Source organism: Flavobacterium sp., from assembly GCF_027531705.1.
Taxonomy (GTDB): domain Bacteria; phylum Bacteroidota; class Bacteroidia; order Flavobacteriales; family Flavobacteriaceae; genus Flavobacterium.
Genome location: NZ_JAPZSP010000010.1, coordinates 1 through 17644, shown reverse-complemented (window position 1 = coordinate 17644; position 17644 = coordinate 1). Strand labels below are relative to the sequence as shown.

Genomic DNA, 17644 nt, shown 5'->3' with positions numbered 1-17644 from the left:
GTTTATGAAAGTTAAAAAAAAAAAAATTCGATAAAACGCAGAAAAATACCTCAAAACGCAAGAATATGCGTAATAAATGTTTTCTATTTTTAAATTACCATTAATTTTTTTCATAAAAAAAGCATCATTATAAAAATGATGCTTTTAGAATTGTGGTATAATATTTTTTTATGAAATACTTGAAACTTGAACCATTTCGTCAGTATTAGCTAGATAATCAACTTTGTCAAATCCAAACCCGAATAAGTTGTAGAAATCTTTTCTGTAACCTTCTAAATCACCAATTTCTTCAAGATTTTCTGTTGTTGCTTCTGCCCAAAGTTTGGATACTTGTGCTTGAATATCATCACGCATTTCCCAATCGTCAATTCGGATTCTTCCTTTATCATCTGTTGGAACTTCATTTCCAGTGTAAAGACGTTGTTGATACAAACGTTGAATTTGCTCTATACAGCCTTCGTGAACTCCTTCATTTTTCATAACTTTATACAATAATGATATATATAAAGGTATAACTGGTATTGCAGAACTTGCTTGTGTTACTAAAGCTTTATTGACAGAAACATAAGCTTTTCCATCAAGGTTTTTTAAAGAATCTGTAATTGTGAACGCAGTTGCTTCTAAATGGTCTTTTGCTCTTCCTATTGTTCCTTTTCTATATACTGCCTCGGTAACTTCTGGTCCGATATATGAATAAGCGATAGTTGTTGCTCCTTTTGCCAATAAATTTTCTTTTTTCAAAGCTTCAATCCATAAAGTCCAATCTTCTCCACCCATTACTTTTACGGTGTTTGCAATGTCTTCTTCATTACATGGGTCTATTGAAATTTCAGAAACTTTTCCTGTGTGAAAATCAACTGTTTTATTAGTAAACTTTTGCCCAATTGGTTTTAAAACTGAACGGTGTAAAATTCCCGTTGCAGGATCTAGACGTACTGGCGATGCTAAACTATAAATTACTAAATCAATCTGACCTAAATCTGCTTTTATGATGTCGATAGCTTCTTGCTTTACTTCATTAGAAAATGCGTCACCATTGATGCTTTTTGCATATAATCCAGCTTTGTGAGCTTCGTTTTCAAAAGCAGCAGAATTGTACCAACCTGGTGTTGCTGTTTTTCCCTCAGCTGCAGGTTTTTCAAAGAAAACACCTAAAGTAGCAGCATTTGAACCAAAAGCACTTGTAATTCTTGAGGCTAGACCAAATCCTGTTGAAGCTCCAATAACTAACACTTTTTTTGCGCCATCTATTGTTCCTTTTGATTTAACATATTCAATTTGATTTTTAACGCTTTGTTCACAGCCTTTTGGATGAGCTGTTAAGCAAATAAATCCTCGCATTCTTGGTTCTATAATCATAATGTAAAATAATTTTGTCGTTTGAAAATTTAGTTTCTAAATTTTGTAAAGCAAATATAAATCAATTTTTTAATTTAAAAGTTCTTTGGCATGATTTAATGCCGATTCAGAAATGTTGGCACCCGATAACATTTGTGCAATTTCTGTAATTCGTTCTTCTTGAGTAAGTAACTTTAATTCGGATTGCGTATGATTGTCTTTTACAGTTTTATAAACTTTAAAGTGCTCGCTTCCTTTTCCTGCAATTTGTGGTAAATGTGTTATAGCAAAAACCTGCATGGTTGTACTCATTTGTTTCATGATTTCACCCATTTTGTGAGCAATTTCACCTGAAACTCCTGTGTCAATTTCGTCGAAAATGATAGTTGGAAGTTTTGAATATTGTGACAAAATTGATTTTACTGCCAACATAATTCTTGACATTTCTCCACCAGAAGCTACTTTTTTTAGCAAACCAAAATCGGAACCTTTATTTGCAGAAAATAAAAATTGAATTTCATCTTTTCCGTTAGCAAAATAATCATCTTTAGCATTCAATTGAATATTAAATCGAGCATTTGCCATTCCTAATAGTTCTAAAATAGAGGCTAGTTTATTGGTTAAAACTGGAATTGCTTCGGCTCTTTTAGTATGGATGTTTTTTGCTAAAGTATCTAATTCATTTTCTTTAGTTGAAATTGCATTAGTAATTGTGTCTACTTCTGATTCTAATGTAGTTACAGAAACAACTTTGCTATCTAGTTGATTTTGAATTTCAAGTAATTCTTCAATCGTATTTACTTGATGTTTTTTTTGAAGAGCATAAATTAATTGCAATTTTTGATTGATTAATTCAAGTTCTTCAGGATTTCCATAAATTGTTTCTGAAAGATTTTCAAGCTCTTTTTGAATATCATCAAATTCAATAACAACGCTTGTTATTCTTTCATGAAGTTCATTGTATTCTGGAGAAAAGCCAGCAATTTTTTGAAGTCCAATTTTAATTTCTTTCAAGTTTAGAATTGCTCCAAATGGTTCATCATTGGCTAATGCTAACGATTTGGAAAGATTTTCTTTTATGAATTCAACGTTGTTTAATTTTTCAAATTGCGTTTCAAGTTCAAGTTGTTCGCCCAATTTTAAATTAGCTGCAAGTAATTCTTCTAATAAAAATGTATTGTAATCTTGTTCTTTGGTAACCGATTGCAATAATTCGATTTTCGATTTTAACTCCGATTTTAATTTTTTGTATTCTTTTAAAACCAAACTATATTCCGAAATCAAATCTGCATTAGAAGCAACAGAATCGACTATTTGAAATTGAACAACATCGTCTGAGAGTTCTTGTGTTTGATGCTGCGAATGAATATCGATCAAATAGTGGCTTAAATCTTGTAATTCCTGAAGATTTACAGGTGTATCATTAATAAATGCTCTTGATTTTCCAGAAGGCAAAATTTCTCTACGAATGATTGTTTCGTCTTCATAATCCAAATCATTGGTTTCAAAAAATGACTTTAAATTATAATTTTTGATAAAGAAATGTGCTTCAATAATACATTTTTCTTCTTTGTTTTTTAGCGAAGTTAAATCGGCTCTTTTTCCAAGAACCAATCCTAATGCGCCAAGAAGAATTGATTTTCCAGCACCAGTTTCTCCCGTTATAGTTGAAAAACCATCTGAGAATTGGATTGATAATTTTTCAATCAATGCAAAATTTTCTATCGAAAGAGAAGTTATCATTTGGAAATAGGTAAAACTAAAATTTAATGGAAGCCCATTTGCTTGAATTAAGCGGAGAAATTTTGTTCAAATCATCAACCAAATCTGTAATTGTGATACTTGGTCCACCAGAAAAGATAGAAACAATTTCATCTGTTTTGGCATCAAAAAAAGTTCTGGTTATAAAAGCATTCGGACGCACATTATGTACTTCTTTCATTTTTGCAATGGCCGCTTTAATTTTTTCTTTTGAAGCTTTCATGTCTTTGGTCATAGTATCTAAACCTTCCAAATGATATTGGTACATAGTCAATCTATAAGGAGAATAAGTGTTAGAAAGCATGTCGTTTATCAAAGAATAGCGATTGTTATTTCCTTTAGCTTGAGTCCAGCCAGCGTAACCACTTGATTGTGCAACATTAGCAATTTCTCTAGCTATTTCTAGGTATTCAGTTCCACCATTTAAGGCAAAAGTGTCAGCATCAATACCGATGATCATTGCGCTATAAAATGCCACAACAGAAACTAGATTTGAATCAAATGAATTTGGATTGTAATTTAGATTTTGGAATTCAGTATAATTAAAAGTGAACTCTTTATCATTATAGTTAAAAATGGATGAAGTATAAGTTGAATTATAAATTGGACGTGAAGTCTGAACCTGAATAGTAGCCGTAAATAAATCATTGTCTTGAGCAGAAACGCTTATAAACATGGAACAATTTATTTTTTCATTTGGTGAAAGTTCTCTTCCTGTCCAACTAGTTTTGTTAACAAAATCGGTTAAAGATCTTTGTAGTGTTTGAAAAATTTGCTTGTTTGTAGTTGTTATTTTATCTGAATTTACCGTAACAATGCAATTCAGCTCTTGCGCATTTACAAAACTTGCTAAGAATAGGAAAATGTATAAAATCTTATTTTTCATAATGCGTAATAATTTTATTGAGAATATCTGTCGCTACTTCTTCTTTAGATTTTAACGGCATTGGTTCAATGGATAAATCTTTTGAAATAAATGTTACTTTATTTGTTGGTTTTCCAAATCCTGCGCCTTCATCTTGTAAAGAATTTAAAACTATCAAATCTAAGTTTTTTTTCTGAATTTTCGCTATGGCATTTTCTATTTCATTTTCAGTTTCTAAAGCAAAGCCAATCAAATATTGATTTTTCTTTAGTTGTCCTAACGAAGCTAAGATGTCTTTTGTTTTTTCTAATTCAATAGTAAACGCAGCTTCACTCTTTTTTATTTTCTGAGTAGCGATATTTTTTGGTTTGTAGTCGGCAACAGCAGCGGCACAAATAGCAACATCTACCGATTCGTAATAAGTATGACAAGCTTCATACATTTCTTGCGAAGATGTCACTCTAACAACTTTCACAGAAGAATTTTTATTTGAAAGATGTGTTGGTCCAGATACAAGAATCACCTCGGCGCCTTTATTCGCGGCACTTTCAGCAATATCAAAGCCCATTTTTCCAGTGGAATGATTTCCTATAAATCGAACTGGATCGATTGCTTCATAAGTTGGTCCAGCGGTAATTAGTATTTTTTTTCCTTTTAAAGGTAATTTGCTTTCAATATCTTTTTCAAGAAAAGCCACTATGTTTTCAGGTTCAGCCATTCGACCTTCGCCAGATAGACCACTTGCTAATTCGCCACTTTCTGCAGGAATCATGATGTTGCCAAATTGTTTCAAAGCTTGAAAACTAGCTAATGTTGACGGATGTTTGTACATGTCCAAATCCATCGCTGGAGCAAAATATACTGGACATTTAGCCGATAAATAAGTAGCAATTAGTAAGTTGTCGCAATTGCCATTAGCCATTTTAGATAAAGTATTGGCAGTTGCAGGAGCAATAAGCATAAAATCTGCCCAAAGTCCTAACTCAACGTGGTTATTCCATTGTGCATTCTCATCATCTTCATTATAAAATGTAGAATGAACTGGATTTTTGGATAGAGTAGAAAGTGTAAGTGGTGTTACAAAATCCTTAGAAGCAGGTGTCATTATCACTTGGACATGTGCACCTGCTTTTATAAATAATCGAACTAATGTAGCTGTTTTATATGCGGCAATTCCACCAGAAATTCCTAGCACTATTTTTTTACCGCTTAAAACTGACATGTTCTTATTTGTTAGAATCTCTGTGATAGATTTTTCCGTCTAGCCATTCTTGAACAGCTAGTGCGTGCGGTTTTGGAAGTTTTTCGTAAAATTTAGAAACTTCAATTTGTTCTTTGTTTTCGAATACTTCTTCCAAACTATCATTATAAGTTGCAAATTCTTCCAATTTCTCTGTCAATTCTTTTTTAATTTCAGAGTTAATTTGGTTTGCTCTTTTAGCCATAATTGTGATTGCTTCATACACATTTCCAGTAGGCTCTTCAATCGTTGTTTTATTATAAGTGATTGTGTTTACTGGAGCATTCGTCTTTTTTAAATCCATGACTTTAATTTATTTTTGAAATTGTTGTAAATTCTTTTCTATTTCGGCTAACATATTATCTGCTTTAGCTTTTCTTGTCGTGTTGGCATTAAATTTCATTAAACCAGAATAAGCTAATCTAGCATTTTCAAGGCGTTCTTGCATTTTTGACGGAACACTGTTTATTGCCAAATTGTAAGCTGAATCTAATTTATAATATAATGCTTCTTCTTTATAAGGTGTTCCAGGGAAATCTGCAATAAAATTATCAAGTGCAATTATTGCTGATTTGTAATCTGAAATGGTGTTATATTGTTTTGCGTTTTCAAAAACTTTTTTCTCAATTTTACCAGTTAACGTTTTCAAAACTGCATTTGCTTCTTCTAAATAGGTTGAATTTGGGTAAGTATCAATAAATGATTGTAATTTCTCGATAGCTTTAGTTGTATCAGTTTGATCAATACTGTAAACTGGAGACAACATTGAATAACTTTTTGCTCCTAAAAAAGCTGCTTCTTCTAACTTTTCACTTTTTGGATAACTTGATGCAAAACTTTCAAATTGATAACCTGCTAAATAATATTGTTCTGTTTTATAATACGATTGTGAATACATATAAAACATTTTCTCTGCTTGCGGTTTTCCTCTGTAAGCTGGTGCTATTTGCTCAAAAAGTCTAATCGCTTTGGCGTATTTCCCTTTTTCATATTGTTTAGTTGCAGCTTCAAATTTAGCACCGACATCTTCGTTTTTCAATGCTTTTTGATATTCGCTACATGAGCTGAATACAACTAAAATGATCAATATTGATAAAAATTTCTTCATTATTTTGTTTAGATTTCTTGATTTTAGGCACTTACAGCTATTTCAAAATCAACTGCAAATTTAGACATTAATTTTTCTACTTCAAAATATATTTTTGAAGCACCAATTTTTAATTTAATTTTGTTCTTATTTTCCTATTTTAGTTACGAATGAAGCCAATCGATTTGCTAAATCTTCATTTACATTAACTAACGGTAAACGAACTGTGTTTTCAGATAATCCTAATGAACGAAAAATCTCTTTAATTCCGGCTGGATTTCCTTGTTCAAAAATCATATCGATGCTATCTGCTAATAGGTAATGCAATTGATAAGCTTCGTCTGTTTTACGTTGCAATCCAAGTCTTACCATGTCTGAAAATTGTCTTGGAAAACCTTCGCCAATAACAGAAATAACGCCACTTCCACCAGCCAAAACCATTGGTAAAGTAATCATGTCATCTCCTGAAATTACATGAAAATCTTTTGGTTTATTTTGAATTAACTTCATAGCTTGCACAATATCACCAGCAGCTTCTTTAATGGCAACGATATTTTTGAAATCATTTGCCAATCTTATAACGGTCGATGGCAACATATTACTAGCTGTTCTTCCAGGAACATTATATAAAATTACTGGAATTGGTGAAGTTTCGGCAATCATTTTGAAATGTTGGTAAATTCCTTCTTGCGTTGGCTTGTTATAATAAGGAGAAACTGAAAGTATCGCGACAAAATCGGATAAATCTCTTGTTTTCAACTCTTCTACAACTTTTGCTGTATTATTTCCACCAACACCAAGAACTAATGGAAGTCTTTTGTTGTTGGTTTCAACGATAGTTTTGATAACTAATTCTTTTTCATCTTGACTCAAGGTTGCCGATTCAGCTGTGGTTCCAAGTACGACTAGATAATCAATTCCGTTATCAATTTGAAAATTTACGATGCGTTGTAAAGCTTCCACATCAACTGAAAAATCTTTTTTGAACGGCGTAACTAGTGCAACACCTGTTCCTACTAATGATTGCATATTATATTTTGTTAAGTATTTTTAAATATTTGAATAATTCATCGATAAAAACTTTGTAATTATCGGTTGTTGTATTTATCATAAAATGATTGATTCGTTTGTCAACAGCAGAAAAACCTACTTTAAAACTTGCTTTTGAAAGATTAGAAACTTGCAATAAAGGTGCTTTTTCAATGTTATAATAATTAATTAACAAATCAAATTTCTTTGAAATAAATTCATTTACATCAGGGTTTTTAAAATTAGCACCCAGTGTAAAATCATTTGGACTGAATGTTGGATGTTCAAATGCTTGATTTTTTTTAGCAATTGTATTGAATATCAAAACGCTAATTTTTTCTAAAGGAATTCCTTTTTTTAGTAACTCATTTAATATCGCAACTTTTTTTTCAAAATGGGTCTCATCAAAAATAATTCCGACTGTTTTAATAGGATTTGAGTTAAAATCAGGTGTTACATTTGATAACCTTTTCTTAACTTTATTTTTTATTAAAAAATCCTTTAATTGATTTAAAAACATAGTATTTTTGTTGAGCTACAAATTTAATTAAATAAGTCTCATTTCAGATGGTAAATCTAAAAAACTATAACGTGGTAGTAAAGAATTTTGTTTTATTCTTAACATTTTTATTTCTATTTTCTTGCCAACCGCAAAAAGAGTTCGTAACCAAAATAGAAGGAAAGAAAATTCCAGTAACCGAAAGTTTAGGTCAATCTACTGAAATTGAAGCTTATATAAAACCTTACAGAGATAATATCGAAAAAGATTTAAGTGCCGTTTTAGCTTATGCTCCAGAAACTTTAGATAAATCTGGCGAATGGCAATCAACTTTTGGGAATTTATTTGCAGATGTTACCAAAGACAAAGGAAATTTTGTTTTTAACAAAAGAGAAAATAAATCAATTGACTTTGTTTTATTAAACAATGGTGGTATTCGTTCCATTTTGCCAAAAGGAAACGTGACAACACGAACAGCATACGAAATTATGCCTTTTGAAAATAGCTTGGTTGTTGTAGCTTTAAAAGGCGAACAAGTACAAGAAATGGTTGATTATTTTATTGCTGAAAAAAAACCGCATCCATTATCGGGAATGACTTTTACAATAACAGTTGATAAGAAAGCAAAAAACATACTTGTAAATGGAAAACCGCTTTCAAAAGAGACAACTTATTATGTTGGAACTAACGATTATCTTGCAAATGGTGGTGACAATATGGTTTTCTTCAAAAAAGGAGTTGCTCGTTATGATTTAGATTACAAACTCAGAAATGTATTAATTGATTATTTTAAAGACGTTGATACAATTCCGGTTGTAAATGACATTAGAATTACTAAAGAATAAATCCAAAACTATGAAAAGAAGAGAATTTATAGAAAAAACGGCTGCAAGCGCAACTTTATTAGGGTTGGGATTATCCATTAGTAGTTTCAAATCTAACGAAATAAAGCATTTGACGATATTGCATACTAACGATGTTCATAGTTACATTGATCCATTTCCTGCTGATCATCCAAGAAATCCAAATATGGGTGGCGTTTCTCGACGAGCTGCTATAATTGAAAGTATTCGTAAAGAAAACGACAATGTATTATTGCTTGATGCCGGCGATATTTTTCAAGGAACACCTTATTTTAATTATTATGGTGGCGAATTAGAATTTAAGCTGATGAGTATGATGAAATACGACTTGGCAACCATGGGAAATCATGATTTTGATAACGGAATAGATGGTTTTTATTCACAATTACACAATGCCAATTTCGATTTTGTTTCGGCTAATTATGATTTTAAAAATACTGTTCTTGACGGAATCGTAAAACCTTATAAAATTTTCATTAAAAACGGAATAAAAGTTGGCGTTTTCGGGTTAGGAGTAGAGCTTGACGGTCTAGTTGACAAAAAAAACTACAAAGAAACGGTTTACAATAATCCACTAGAAATTACACAAGACATAGTTTCGACTTTGAGAAAAAAAGAAAAATGTGATTTAGTAATTTGTTTGTCGCATTTAGGTTACCAATATAAAAATGAACCAGATAAAATTTCGGATTTGAAATTGGCAGCCTTGACAAAAGATATTGATTTGATTATTGGTGGTCATACTCATACATTTTTAGACAAACCAACTATTGTTAAAAACCTTGATAACCAAGATGTATTAGTAAATCAGGTTGGTTGTTACGGAATAAATTTAGGAAGAATTGACTTTTATTTTGATACAGATAAGTCAAAATCTTCTTCAGGAAAATCGATAATTGTTTAAAATAAAAATAGTTTAACGAGAAGCATCGAAATTTTCGGTGCTTTTTTTATAACAAATTGTTAAAATGAATAACTTTGCATTCTTTTTTAAATAGATAATATGAGCTCACACGGCCAACAAAACATTCATAGCAAGCTTTCTACTGCTGGATTATTAGTAACTTTAGGAATTATTTTTGGCGATATCGGAACTTCTCCTTTATATGTAATGAAAGCCATTTTAGGACAGTATGCTATAACTGCCGATATTGTTTTAGGTGGAATTTCCTGTATTTTTTGGACATTAACACTTCAAACAACACTAAAATATGTTATTATTACATTAAGTGCAGATAATCATGGAGAAGGTGGAATTTTCGCTCTTTATGCATTGGTCAAAAAAACAAAGATAAAATGGTTGATAGTTCCAGCAATTATTGGTGGAAGTACACTGTTGGCCGATGGAATAATAACACCACCAATTTCGGTTTCCTCCGCGGTTGAAGGTTTAAAAATATTCAAACCTGAACTTAATACAATTCCGATTGTTATAGTTATTTTGATAATACTATTTATAATTCAACAATATGGAACCAAGTTAGTAGGTAAGTTTTTTGCACCAATGATGTTGGTTTGGTTTGCTATGCTTGGTATACTAGGAAGTATTCAAATTTTTGGAAATTTTGAAGTTTTAAAAGCGGTTAATCCATATTATGCTTACAAATTATTATCAGTACATCCAGAGGGATTTTTTGTTCTAGGAGCCGTTTTTCTTTGTACAACAGGAGCAGAGGCTTTATATTCAGACATGGGTCACTGTGGAAGAAAAAACATACGTGTTAGTTGGATTTTTGTGAAAATAATGTTGCTTTTGAATTACTTTGGACAAGGTGCTTACCTTATCTCTCATGAAGGAAAAACACTTCAGGAACTTGGTGGACAAAACGGAAATCCATTTTATTTAATAATGGAAACATGGTTTCAACCAATCGGAGTCGTGATTGCAACGCTTGCCGCAGTTATTGCTTCTCAAGCCTTAATTAGTGGTTCTTTTACTTTAATAAATGAAGCAATAAGATTAAATTTTTGGCCTAAAGCAAAAATCAAATACCCAACTGAAGAAAAAGGACAACTATATATTCCTTCAATAAACTGGTTATTATTAGTTGGTTGTATTGGTATCGTTTTGTATTTCAAAGAATCAAGTAATATGGAACATGCTTATGGTTTAGCAATTGTTCTAACAATGATTATGACTACTATTTTACTGAATTTCTATTTAATAATGAAGCGTGTAAAAATGTACTATATCATTCCTTTGATAACACTTTATATGTTGATTGAATTTAGCTTTTTATATGCCAACGTTACTAAATTCTTGCATGGTGGTTTTGTTACTTTAATTATTGCCGTAATTTTAATTTCAATAATGGCTACTTGGTTTTTAGCTAAACAAATTAGTAAAAATTATACCAAAATAGTTAAAATTGACACTTACAAAAAAGTATTAGCTGAATTAAGTGTTGATTTATCAATTCCAAAATATGCAACACATTTAGTTTATATGACCAACTCAATGCGAAGCGACGAAATAGAAGAAAAAGTAATGTATTCTATATTGCAAAAAAGACCCAAAAGAGCCGATTTATATTGGTTTGTTCACGTTAATATTTTGAGTGAGCCTTATAAAAAAGAATATAAAGTAACAGAAATTGTTCCTGATGATATTTATAGAATTGATTTTTACCTTGGTTTTAGAGAAGCTACTAAAATCAATTTAATGTTCAAACAAGTCTTGAAAGAAATGGTGCAACGTGGCGAGGTAGATATTACAAGTCGTTATGAATCATTGAACAAGAATAATATTATTGGAGATTTCAAATTTGTACTTTCTGAGAAATTCTTGTCAAACGATAGCGATTTAACTTTCTTTGAAAATACAGTAATGAGTGCATATTTTTTCTTAAAAAAATTCAGTTTGTCTGAAGAGAAAGGCTTCGGATTAGACAGTAGTTCTGTAAAAGTTGAACAATTTCCTTTAGTGCTTCATGCTCCCGAAAAAATTGAGATGAGAAGAATTGAGACTCACTAATAAATGATAAAATAGTAAAAAGTATTCTTTAATATCAAAATGGTTTTAAAGAATACTTTTTTTGTTTCTAGAAAAAAGCAATACCTTTACAGGCTGATTAAAAAATAATGAGATTACACCGAAATTTAGTTTACACTACAATTGATGCATTGAACGCGATTTTCAATGAAGGAGAATATGCCGATAAAGTAGTAGCAAGATCTTTGAAAAAAGACAAACGTTGGGGAAGTTCCGATAGAAAATTTGTGGCAGAAACCATCTACGAAGTTGTTCGTTGGAAACGTTTGTATGCCGAAATTGCTGCTGTGAAAGAGCCTTATGACAGAGATGATTTATGGAGAATGTTCGCCACCTGGGCAGTTTTGCGTGGTTATCCTATTCCCGATTGGAGACAATTAGAAGGAACTCCTGAAAGAAAAATAAAAGGAAAATTTGATGAATTGTCAAAAATCCGAACTTTCCGTGAATCTATTCCAGATTGGATGGATGAATTGGGTGTAAAAGAATTGGGCGAAGAACTTTGGACAAAAGAATTGGCTGCACAAAACAAACAAGCACAAGTTATTTTAAGAGTAAATACTTTGAAAACCACTAAGGAAAAGCTTCGTGCAATCCTAATGGATTTAAACATTGAAACAGAATTTCTAAAAGATCAACCAGATGCTTTGGTGTTGAAAGAAAGAGCCAATGTATTTTTGACAGATGCTTTCAAAGAAGGTTTTTTTGAAGTTCAAGATGCTTCTTCACAGTTAGTAGCTCGTTTTCTTGATGTACAACCCGGAATGCGAGTAGTTGACACTTGTGCTGGAGCAGGTGGAAAAACACTTCACATGGCATCATTGATGGAAAATAAAGGACAATTAATCGCAATGGATTTGTATGAAAGCAAACTAAAGCAATTAAAGTTAAGAGCAAAAAGAAACGGAGCTTTTAATATTGAATATAGAATAATTGATTCAACTAAAGTTATCAAAAAGCTTTGCGAAAAAGCCGATAGAGTCTTAATTGACGCACCATGCAGTGGATTAGGAGTTCTAAAAAGAAATCCTGATAGTAAATGGAAACTACAACCAGAATTTATAGATAACATCAAAAAAGTGCAAGCTGAAGTTTTAGAAAGTTATTCTAGAATTGTAAAGCCAGGCGGAAAATTAGTTTATGCAACTTGTTCTATTTTACCATCTGAAAATCAGGAACAAATTAAGAAATTCTTAAGTACGGATAATGGAAAAAACTTTACATTTGTAAAAGATTCTAAAGTATTAGCCTCTGAATCTGGTTTTGATGGGTTTTATATGGCATTATTAGAAAGAAAATTATAGTTTTTTATGAAAAAAATCTTCTCATTAATTTTATTTTTGAGCGTTACAATTGGTTTTGCTCAAACACCTTATTATCCTGCAACTTATTATAATACGGCTACAGGAACTGGCTATACATTAAAAACACAACTGTATAATATAATTAAATCGACAATTTCTAGTGGAGGATATGATGGTTTGTATACAACTTATTTAACTTCTGATAGAGATTATTATTATGAAAATGACGGAACTGTATTAGATATGTATTCTGAAAAGCCTAGTGGTACAGATTCATATAATTATTCAGCTACAAATTCAGGCGATAGATGTGGTAATTATGCTGTTGAAGGTGATTGTTATAACCGTGAGCATATCATTCCACAATCCGTTTTTAATTCAAATTCTCCGATGGTTTCTGATGCACATTCTGTCACACCAACTGATGGTAAAGTCAATGGTTGGAGAAGTAACTATCCTCATGGAAAAGTAGGAACTGCATCGACAACAACTCAAAACGGTTCAAAGCTTGGTTCTGCTTCTAATACAGGATACGCAGCAGGTTATTCAGGAACTGTTTTTGAACCAATAGATGAATTCAAAGGAGATATTGCTAGAATGTATTTCTATTTTGCCACTAGATATGAGAACGTTATAACTACTTGGGGAAATTCCTATGCAATGTTTCAAAGCGGTTCGTCAACTCAAGTATTTACACCAACTTTCAAAAATATTTTATTGACTTGGCATAATCAAGACCCTGTAAATCAAAGAGAAATTGATAGAAATAATGCCATTAGTGCAAGACAACACAATAGAAACCCATTTATAGACCATCCAGAATGGGTTACAGCTATTTGGGGTTCTCCATTACAAACAGAAACTTTCGAATTGCTTTCTGCTATTTCAGTTTATCCTAATCCAGCAGTTGATAACAGAATTACAATTGAATCAGAAACTGTTTTAGATGAAATTGATTTGATAAGTATAAATGGACAATTGATGCAACAAATTAAATATCCTACTTCAAATAATAATACTTATACATTAGAAAATTTACCTCAAGGATTTTATTTCTTAAAATTGTCTTCAAATAATGAATCAATAACTAAAAAAGTAATTGTCAACTAAATTATGAAAAGAATAATCATTTTTTTATTGTTTTCAACAAGTGCAATAGCCCAAATTCCTAATGGATATTATGATTCTGCTACAGGTACTGGTTTTGCATTAAAATCTCAATTGCATATTATCTTAAAAAATTATATTCCAAAATCATATAATTCATTGTGGAGTTTATATTCTCATTCAGCTTACCGAGATAATTACTATGAAAATGATGGCTCTCTTTTAGATATTTATTCTGAAAAAATTGACGAAATTGATTTTACCAATTATAATTCTACGTTACTAGAATGTGGTTCTACTACTACTTCCTATGAAGGACTTTGTTATAATAGAGAGCATTTAATACCAGAAAGTTTTTTTGAACCTTACTTTATTAGTATTGGAATTAATACCTCGATTAATAGTGTGGCATATTATGCTAAAAACGATGCACATTTTATTCCTCCAACAGATATAAGAGTAAATGCTTGGAGAGGAAATTTACCTTTTGGCAGAATATATGCAACTAACTTGAATCCATGTGCTGGAGGTGATGGACCTTCATATTCTCCAACAAATTTACCATGTTATACTTCTAATATTTCTAAAATAGGATTTAACAATAACAGTGGTTATTCGGCAGGCTATTCTGGTAATGTATTTGAACCAATTGATGAGTTTAAAGGTGATGTTGCAAGAGCTGTTTTATATTTTGTAACGCGTTACGAAGACGTTTTGCCACTAATGTATTCAACTTGTTCAAATACTACAGCTAAAGCTATGTTTGACGGTAGTGCAAGTCAAGGTTTGAATCCTACTTTTCTAAGCATCATGAAAACTTGGCATCAAAATGATCCTGTTAGCGCAAGAGAAATAGCAATAAACAATAGAATATATACCCATCAAAGCAACAGAAATCCTTTTGTTGACCATCCAGAATGGGTTGCTACAATTTGGGGTTCTCCATTACAAACAGAAACTTTCGAATTACTTTCTGCTGTTTCAGTTTATCCTAATCCAGCCGTTGATAATAGAATTATTATAGAATCGGAAACTGTTTTAGATGAAATTGATTTGATTAGTATAAATGGACAATTGATGCAACAAATTAAAAATCCTAGTTCAAATAATAATACTTATTCATTAGAAAATTTACCTCAAGGATTTTACTTCTTGAAATTGTCTTCAAATAATGAATCAATAACTAAAAAAATTATAATTAATTAATTATGAAAAAAATAATTGCACTTTTATTAATTACAATAAGCTCATTTGCTCAAAATGGTGCTCCAGCATCACCTTATTACAATAGCTTCAATTGGAATCAAACTGGAACTGCTTTAAAAAATGCTCTTGCAACCAAGATAACAAGTACTCATACCAACCAATTATCTTATTCTGAAGTTTGGAATGCACTTAAGATTGTTGATTTAGATCCAACAAATTCTTCAAATGTTCTACTAGTATATGGTTATGAGAATGGAACAGATGCAAATGTCACTAATGATAGAACTAGAAGCAAAAATAGTAATGGTGGAGCTGTTGGTGATTGGAATAGAGAACACATGTTTGCGCAATCACTAGGTAATCCAGATTTGGGGCAATCTGGTCCTGGAGCTGATGCTCAAATGTTACGTGCTTGTGATGTTCAAAGAAATGGTGAAAGAGGAAACAAATTGTATGCTGCTGGAAGTGGAAATTCTGCTACAGTTGGAGCAAATTGGTACCCTGGAGATGAATGGAAAGGTGATGCAGCAAGAATTGTTATGTATATGTACTTAAGATATGGAAGTCAATGTTTGCCTACTTTTGTTTCAACGGGTTCTACTGTTGGTACTGATTCTAATATGACAAGTTTATTGTTACAATGGAACGCAGAAGATCCAGTTTCTCAATATGAAGATGTTAGAAATACTTATTTAGGAAATTCTTCAAATACTTATGGACAAGGAAATAGAAATCCGTTTATTGATAATCCATATTTGGCAACATTAATTTGGGGTGGACCAGTTGCTCAAAACAGATGGCCAAACATATATCTTTTAAACGAACAATTTGATTGGACTTCTGATATTGCTGTTTTTCCTAACCCAACAAATAATAATAAAATCTCAATTTCAACTAAATCATCAATCGATGATATTGAATTGATTTCTGTTAACGGTCAATTAATCCAAAAAATTGAGAATCCAGTTTTAATCGATAATGCTTATACATTAGAAAACTTACCAAAAGGATTTTACTTACTAAAACTTTCTTCTGAAAATGAGTCGATTGTTAAGAAAGTGATTGTAAATTAAATCAAGAAACGCAAAATAGTTTTACATAAAAAAAACGCTTCAATTAATTGAAGCGTTTTTTTTATGCTTAAAAAGATACTAGTTAGGCAACTTTCTTATTTCTTCTATAAGTATAAACAGCAAACAAAAGTCCTGCTATTCCTAAATATATTAATTTTCCATTTACAGGAACAGGAGGAGTATCATCTCCTTCTAAGCCTCCATCAACAGTATCATCTCCTGGCTGTGCAAATACCATAAAATCAGTTAGTATAAAAAAACCAAGGATATATAGCTTGAATAAATTGTTTTTCATTGTCTTAATTGTTTTATTTGGGTGTAAATGTACTAATCATTTTTTTAATTCGCGAAATATTTTTTGTTATTTAATTAAAATCTAATAATTTAGTAACAAAAAACTAATGATTTCTTACAAAATCTATGCCGATATTAATCAAATTCTGAAGTAAAAAATAATTTTACTGTTGGAAATTTACTCTGTGTCATTTGAATAGTAAAATCAGAATCGGCTAAAAACACCAATTGATTGTATTTATCTTTTGCTAAGAATTTTTGTTTTATTCTAACAAATTCTCTGAATTCTTCATTTTTTGCATCATCAGGTTTTACCCAACAAGCTTTGTGAACAGGGAAATTTTCGTAAGTACATTTGGCACCATATTCATGTTCTAAACGATATTGAATTACTTCATATTGCAATGCTCCAACCGTTCCAATAACTTTTCGATTGTTCATTTCGAGTGTAAATAACTGCGCAACACCTTCATCCATCAACTGGTCAACTCCTTTATCTAGTTGTTTAGCTTTTAATGGATCCGCATTATTGATGTATCTAAAATGCTCAGGAGAAAAACTCGGAATTCCTTTAAAACTCATAATTTCACCTTCTGTTAGCGTATCACCAATTTTAAAATTTCCTGTATCGTGCAATCCTACAATATCACCAGGGTAGGAGATGTCTACAATTTCTTTCTTTTCAGCAAAAAATGCATTTGGACTCGAAAATTTCAAATTCTTATTCTGACGCACGTGTAAATAAGGTTTGTTTCTTTCAAATGTTCCCGAAACAATTTTCACAAAAGCCAATCTATCTCTATGTTTGGGATCCATATTTGCATGGATTTTGAACACAAATCCTGTCATTTTTTCTTCCTCAGGATTTACCAATCTTGTTTCAGATTCTTTTGGTCGTGGCGATGGAGCAATTTCTACAAAACAGTCAAGCAATTCTCTAACTCCAAAATTATTCAAAGCTGAACCAAAGAAAACAGGTTGAAGAG

The 17644-nt window shown here is 31.3% G+C and carries 16 protein-coding genes and 1 pseudogene; 7 read left to right on the top strand and 10 right to left on the bottom strand.

Going from position 1 to position 17644, the window contains the following annotated elements:
- Nucleotides 1-168: 168 nt before the first annotated feature.
- From fabV to O9267_RS04495, 8 genes are all read right to left on the bottom strand, one after another.
- Nucleotides 169-1359 carry an enoyl-ACP reductase FabV gene (gene fabV, locus O9267_RS04530; RefSeq protein WP_298176525.1) on the bottom strand — a complete coding sequence of 397 codons (1191 nt, stop codon included), beginning with the start codon at nucleotides 1357-1359 and terminating at the stop codon, nucleotides 169-171.
- Between the two features lie 69 nt (nucleotides 1360-1428).
- Nucleotides 1429-3081 (bottom strand): DNA repair protein RecN, encoded by a 1653-nt coding sequence (recN, locus tag O9267_RS04525; protein ID WP_298176523.1) that lies wholly within the window; start codon nucleotides 3079-3081, stop codon nucleotides 1429-1431.
- A gap of 16 nt (nucleotides 3082-3097) precedes the next feature.
- Nucleotides 3098-3985 carry a DUF4835 family protein gene (locus O9267_RS04520; RefSeq protein WP_298176520.1) on the bottom strand — a complete coding sequence of 296 codons (888 nt, stop codon included), beginning with the start codon at nucleotides 3983-3985 and terminating at the stop codon, nucleotides 3098-3100.
- A complete protein-coding gene (coaBC, locus tag O9267_RS04515) occupies nucleotides 3975-5186 on the bottom strand; it encodes a bifunctional phosphopantothenoylcysteine decarboxylase/phosphopantothenate--cysteine ligase CoaBC (RefSeq protein ID WP_298176517.1) in 1212 nt (403 codons plus the stop codon). Before coaBC ends, O9267_RS04520 begins: the two co-directional genes overlap by 11 nt.
- Nucleotides 5187-5190: 4 nt before the next feature.
- Nucleotides 5191-5508, bottom strand: a complete 318-nt coding sequence (locus O9267_RS04510) for a DNA-directed RNA polymerase subunit omega (RefSeq protein ID WP_298176515.1) — start codon at nucleotides 5506-5508, stop codon at nucleotides 5191-5193.
- Nucleotides 5509-5517: 9 nt separating this feature from the next.
- Nucleotides 5518-6312, bottom strand: a complete 795-nt coding sequence (gene bamD, locus O9267_RS04505; RefSeq protein ID WP_298176513.1) for an outer membrane protein assembly factor BamD — start codon at nucleotides 6310-6312, stop codon at nucleotides 5518-5520.
- Nucleotides 6313-6438: 126 nt separating this feature from the next.
- The gene (gene dapA, locus O9267_RS04500) at nucleotides 6439-7320 is read right to left on the bottom strand and encodes a 4-hydroxy-tetrahydrodipicolinate synthase (protein WP_298176510.1); all 882 of its coding nucleotides are present in this window, start codon (nucleotides 7318-7320) and stop codon (nucleotides 6439-6441) included.
- A 1-nt stretch (nucleotide 7321) separates the two neighbouring features.
- Entirely contained in the window at nucleotides 7322-7840 is a 519-nt protein-coding gene (locus O9267_RS04495) for a hypothetical protein (RefSeq protein ID WP_298176508.1), read from the bottom strand.
- Nucleotides 7841-7887: 47 nt separating this feature from the next.
- On the opposite strand from O9267_RS04495, the gene O9267_RS04490 reads away from it, so the two are divergent.
- The 7 genes from O9267_RS04490 (at nucleotide 7888) to O9267_RS04460 (ending at nucleotide 16364) form a co-directional block, all read left to right on the top strand.
- Nucleotides 7888-8664 (top strand): 5'-nucleotidase, encoded by a 777-nt coding sequence (locus O9267_RS04490; RefSeq protein ID WP_298176506.1) that lies wholly within the window; start codon nucleotides 7888-7890, stop codon nucleotides 8662-8664.
- Between the two features lie 10 nt (nucleotides 8665-8674).
- The gene (locus O9267_RS04485) at nucleotides 8675-9586 is read left to right on the top strand and encodes a metallophosphatase (RefSeq protein WP_298176504.1); all 912 of its coding nucleotides are present in this window, start codon (nucleotides 8675-8677) and stop codon (nucleotides 9584-9586) included.
- Between the two features lie 99 nt (nucleotides 9587-9685).
- The gene (locus O9267_RS04480) at nucleotides 9686-11656 is read left to right on the top strand and encodes a KUP/HAK/KT family potassium transporter (RefSeq protein WP_298176501.1); all 1971 of its coding nucleotides are present in this window, start codon (nucleotides 9686-9688) and stop codon (nucleotides 11654-11656) included.
- Nucleotides 11657-11763: 107 nt separating this feature from the next.
- Nucleotides 11764-12978 carry a methyltransferase domain-containing protein gene (locus O9267_RS04475; protein ID WP_298176499.1) on the top strand — a complete coding sequence of 405 codons (1215 nt, stop codon included), beginning with the start codon at nucleotides 11764-11766 and terminating at the stop codon, nucleotides 12976-12978.
- Between the two features lie 6 nt (nucleotides 12979-12984).
- Nucleotides 12985-14088: an endonuclease gene (locus O9267_RS04470; RefSeq protein WP_298176497.1), complete on the top strand. Its 1104-nt coding sequence runs from the start codon at nucleotides 12985-12987 to the stop codon at nucleotides 14086-14088.
- A gap of 3 nt (nucleotides 14089-14091) precedes the next feature.
- Entirely contained in the window at nucleotides 14092-15291 is a 1200-nt protein-coding gene (locus O9267_RS04465; protein ID WP_298176494.1) for an endonuclease, read from the top strand.
- Between the two features lie 2 nt (nucleotides 15292-15293).
- Complete coding sequence (locus O9267_RS04460) at nucleotides 15294-16364, top strand: endonuclease (RefSeq protein WP_298176491.1); 1071 nt, start codon at nucleotides 15294-15296, stop codon at nucleotides 16362-16364.
- 82 nt (nucleotides 16365-16446) lie between these two features.
- On the opposite strand, the gene O9267_RS04455 is transcribed toward O9267_RS04460, so the two are convergent.
- Both O9267_RS04455 and prfC read right to left on the bottom strand, forming a co-directional pair.
- Complete coding sequence (locus O9267_RS04455) at nucleotides 16447-16602, bottom strand: hypothetical protein (RefSeq protein ID WP_298176489.1); 156 nt, start codon at nucleotides 16600-16602, stop codon at nucleotides 16447-16449.
- Nucleotides 16603-16793: 191 nt separating this feature from the next.
- Nucleotides 16794-17644: pseudogene (gene prfC, locus O9267_RS04450) on the bottom strand (peptide chain release factor 3); the annotation flags it as partial.

Bases quoted from the DNA above. Each gene is read 5' to 3' on its own strand.
- fabV (WP_298176525.1), bottom strand. From the start codon at position 1,359: ATGATTATAGAACCAAGAATGCGAGGATTTATTTGCTTAACAGCTCAT.
- recN (WP_298176523.1), bottom strand. From the start codon at position 3,081: ATGATAACTTCTCTTTCGATAGAAAATTTTGCATTGATTGAAAAATTA.
- O9267_RS04520 (WP_298176520.1), bottom strand. From the start codon at position 3,985: ATGAAAAATAAGATTTTATACATTTTCCTATTCTTAGCAAGTTTTGTA.
- coaBC (WP_298176517.1), bottom strand. From the start codon at position 5,186: ATGTCAGTTTTAAGCGGTAAAAAAATAGTGCTAGGAATTTCTGGTGGA.
- O9267_RS04510 (WP_298176515.1), bottom strand. From the start codon at position 5,508: ATGGATTTAAAAAAGACGAATGCTCCAGTAAACACAATCACTTATAAT.
- bamD (WP_298176513.1), bottom strand. From the start codon at position 6,312: ATGAAGAAATTTTTATCAATATTGATCATTTTAGTTGTATTCAGCTCA.
- dapA (WP_298176510.1), bottom strand. From the start codon at position 7,320: ATGCAATCATTAGTAGGAACAGGTGTTGCACTAGTTACGCCGTTCAAA.
- O9267_RS04495 (WP_298176508.1), bottom strand. From the start codon at position 7,840: ATGTTTTTAAATCAATTAAAGGATTTTTTAATAAAAAATAAAGTTAAG.
- O9267_RS04490 (WP_298176506.1), top strand. From the start codon at position 7,888: ATGGTAAATCTAAAAAACTATAACGTGGTAGTAAAGAATTTTGTTTTA.
- O9267_RS04485 (WP_298176504.1), top strand. From the start codon at position 8,675: ATGAAAAGAAGAGAATTTATAGAAAAAACGGCTGCAAGCGCAACTTTA.
- O9267_RS04480 (WP_298176501.1), top strand. From the start codon at position 9,686: ATGAGCTCACACGGCCAACAAAACATTCATAGCAAGCTTTCTACTGCT.
- O9267_RS04475 (WP_298176499.1), top strand. From the start codon at position 11,764: ATGAGATTACACCGAAATTTAGTTTACACTACAATTGATGCATTGAAC.
- O9267_RS04470 (WP_298176497.1), top strand. From the start codon at position 12,985: ATGAAAAAAATCTTCTCATTAATTTTATTTTTGAGCGTTACAATTGGT.
- O9267_RS04465 (WP_298176494.1), top strand. From the start codon at position 14,092: ATGAAAAGAATAATCATTTTTTTATTGTTTTCAACAAGTGCAATAGCC.
- O9267_RS04460 (WP_298176491.1), top strand. From the start codon at position 15,294: ATGAAAAAAATAATTGCACTTTTATTAATTACAATAAGCTCATTTGCT.
- O9267_RS04455 (WP_298176489.1), bottom strand. From the start codon at position 16,602: ATGGTATTTGCACAGCCAGGAGATGATACTGTTGATGGAGGCTTAGAA.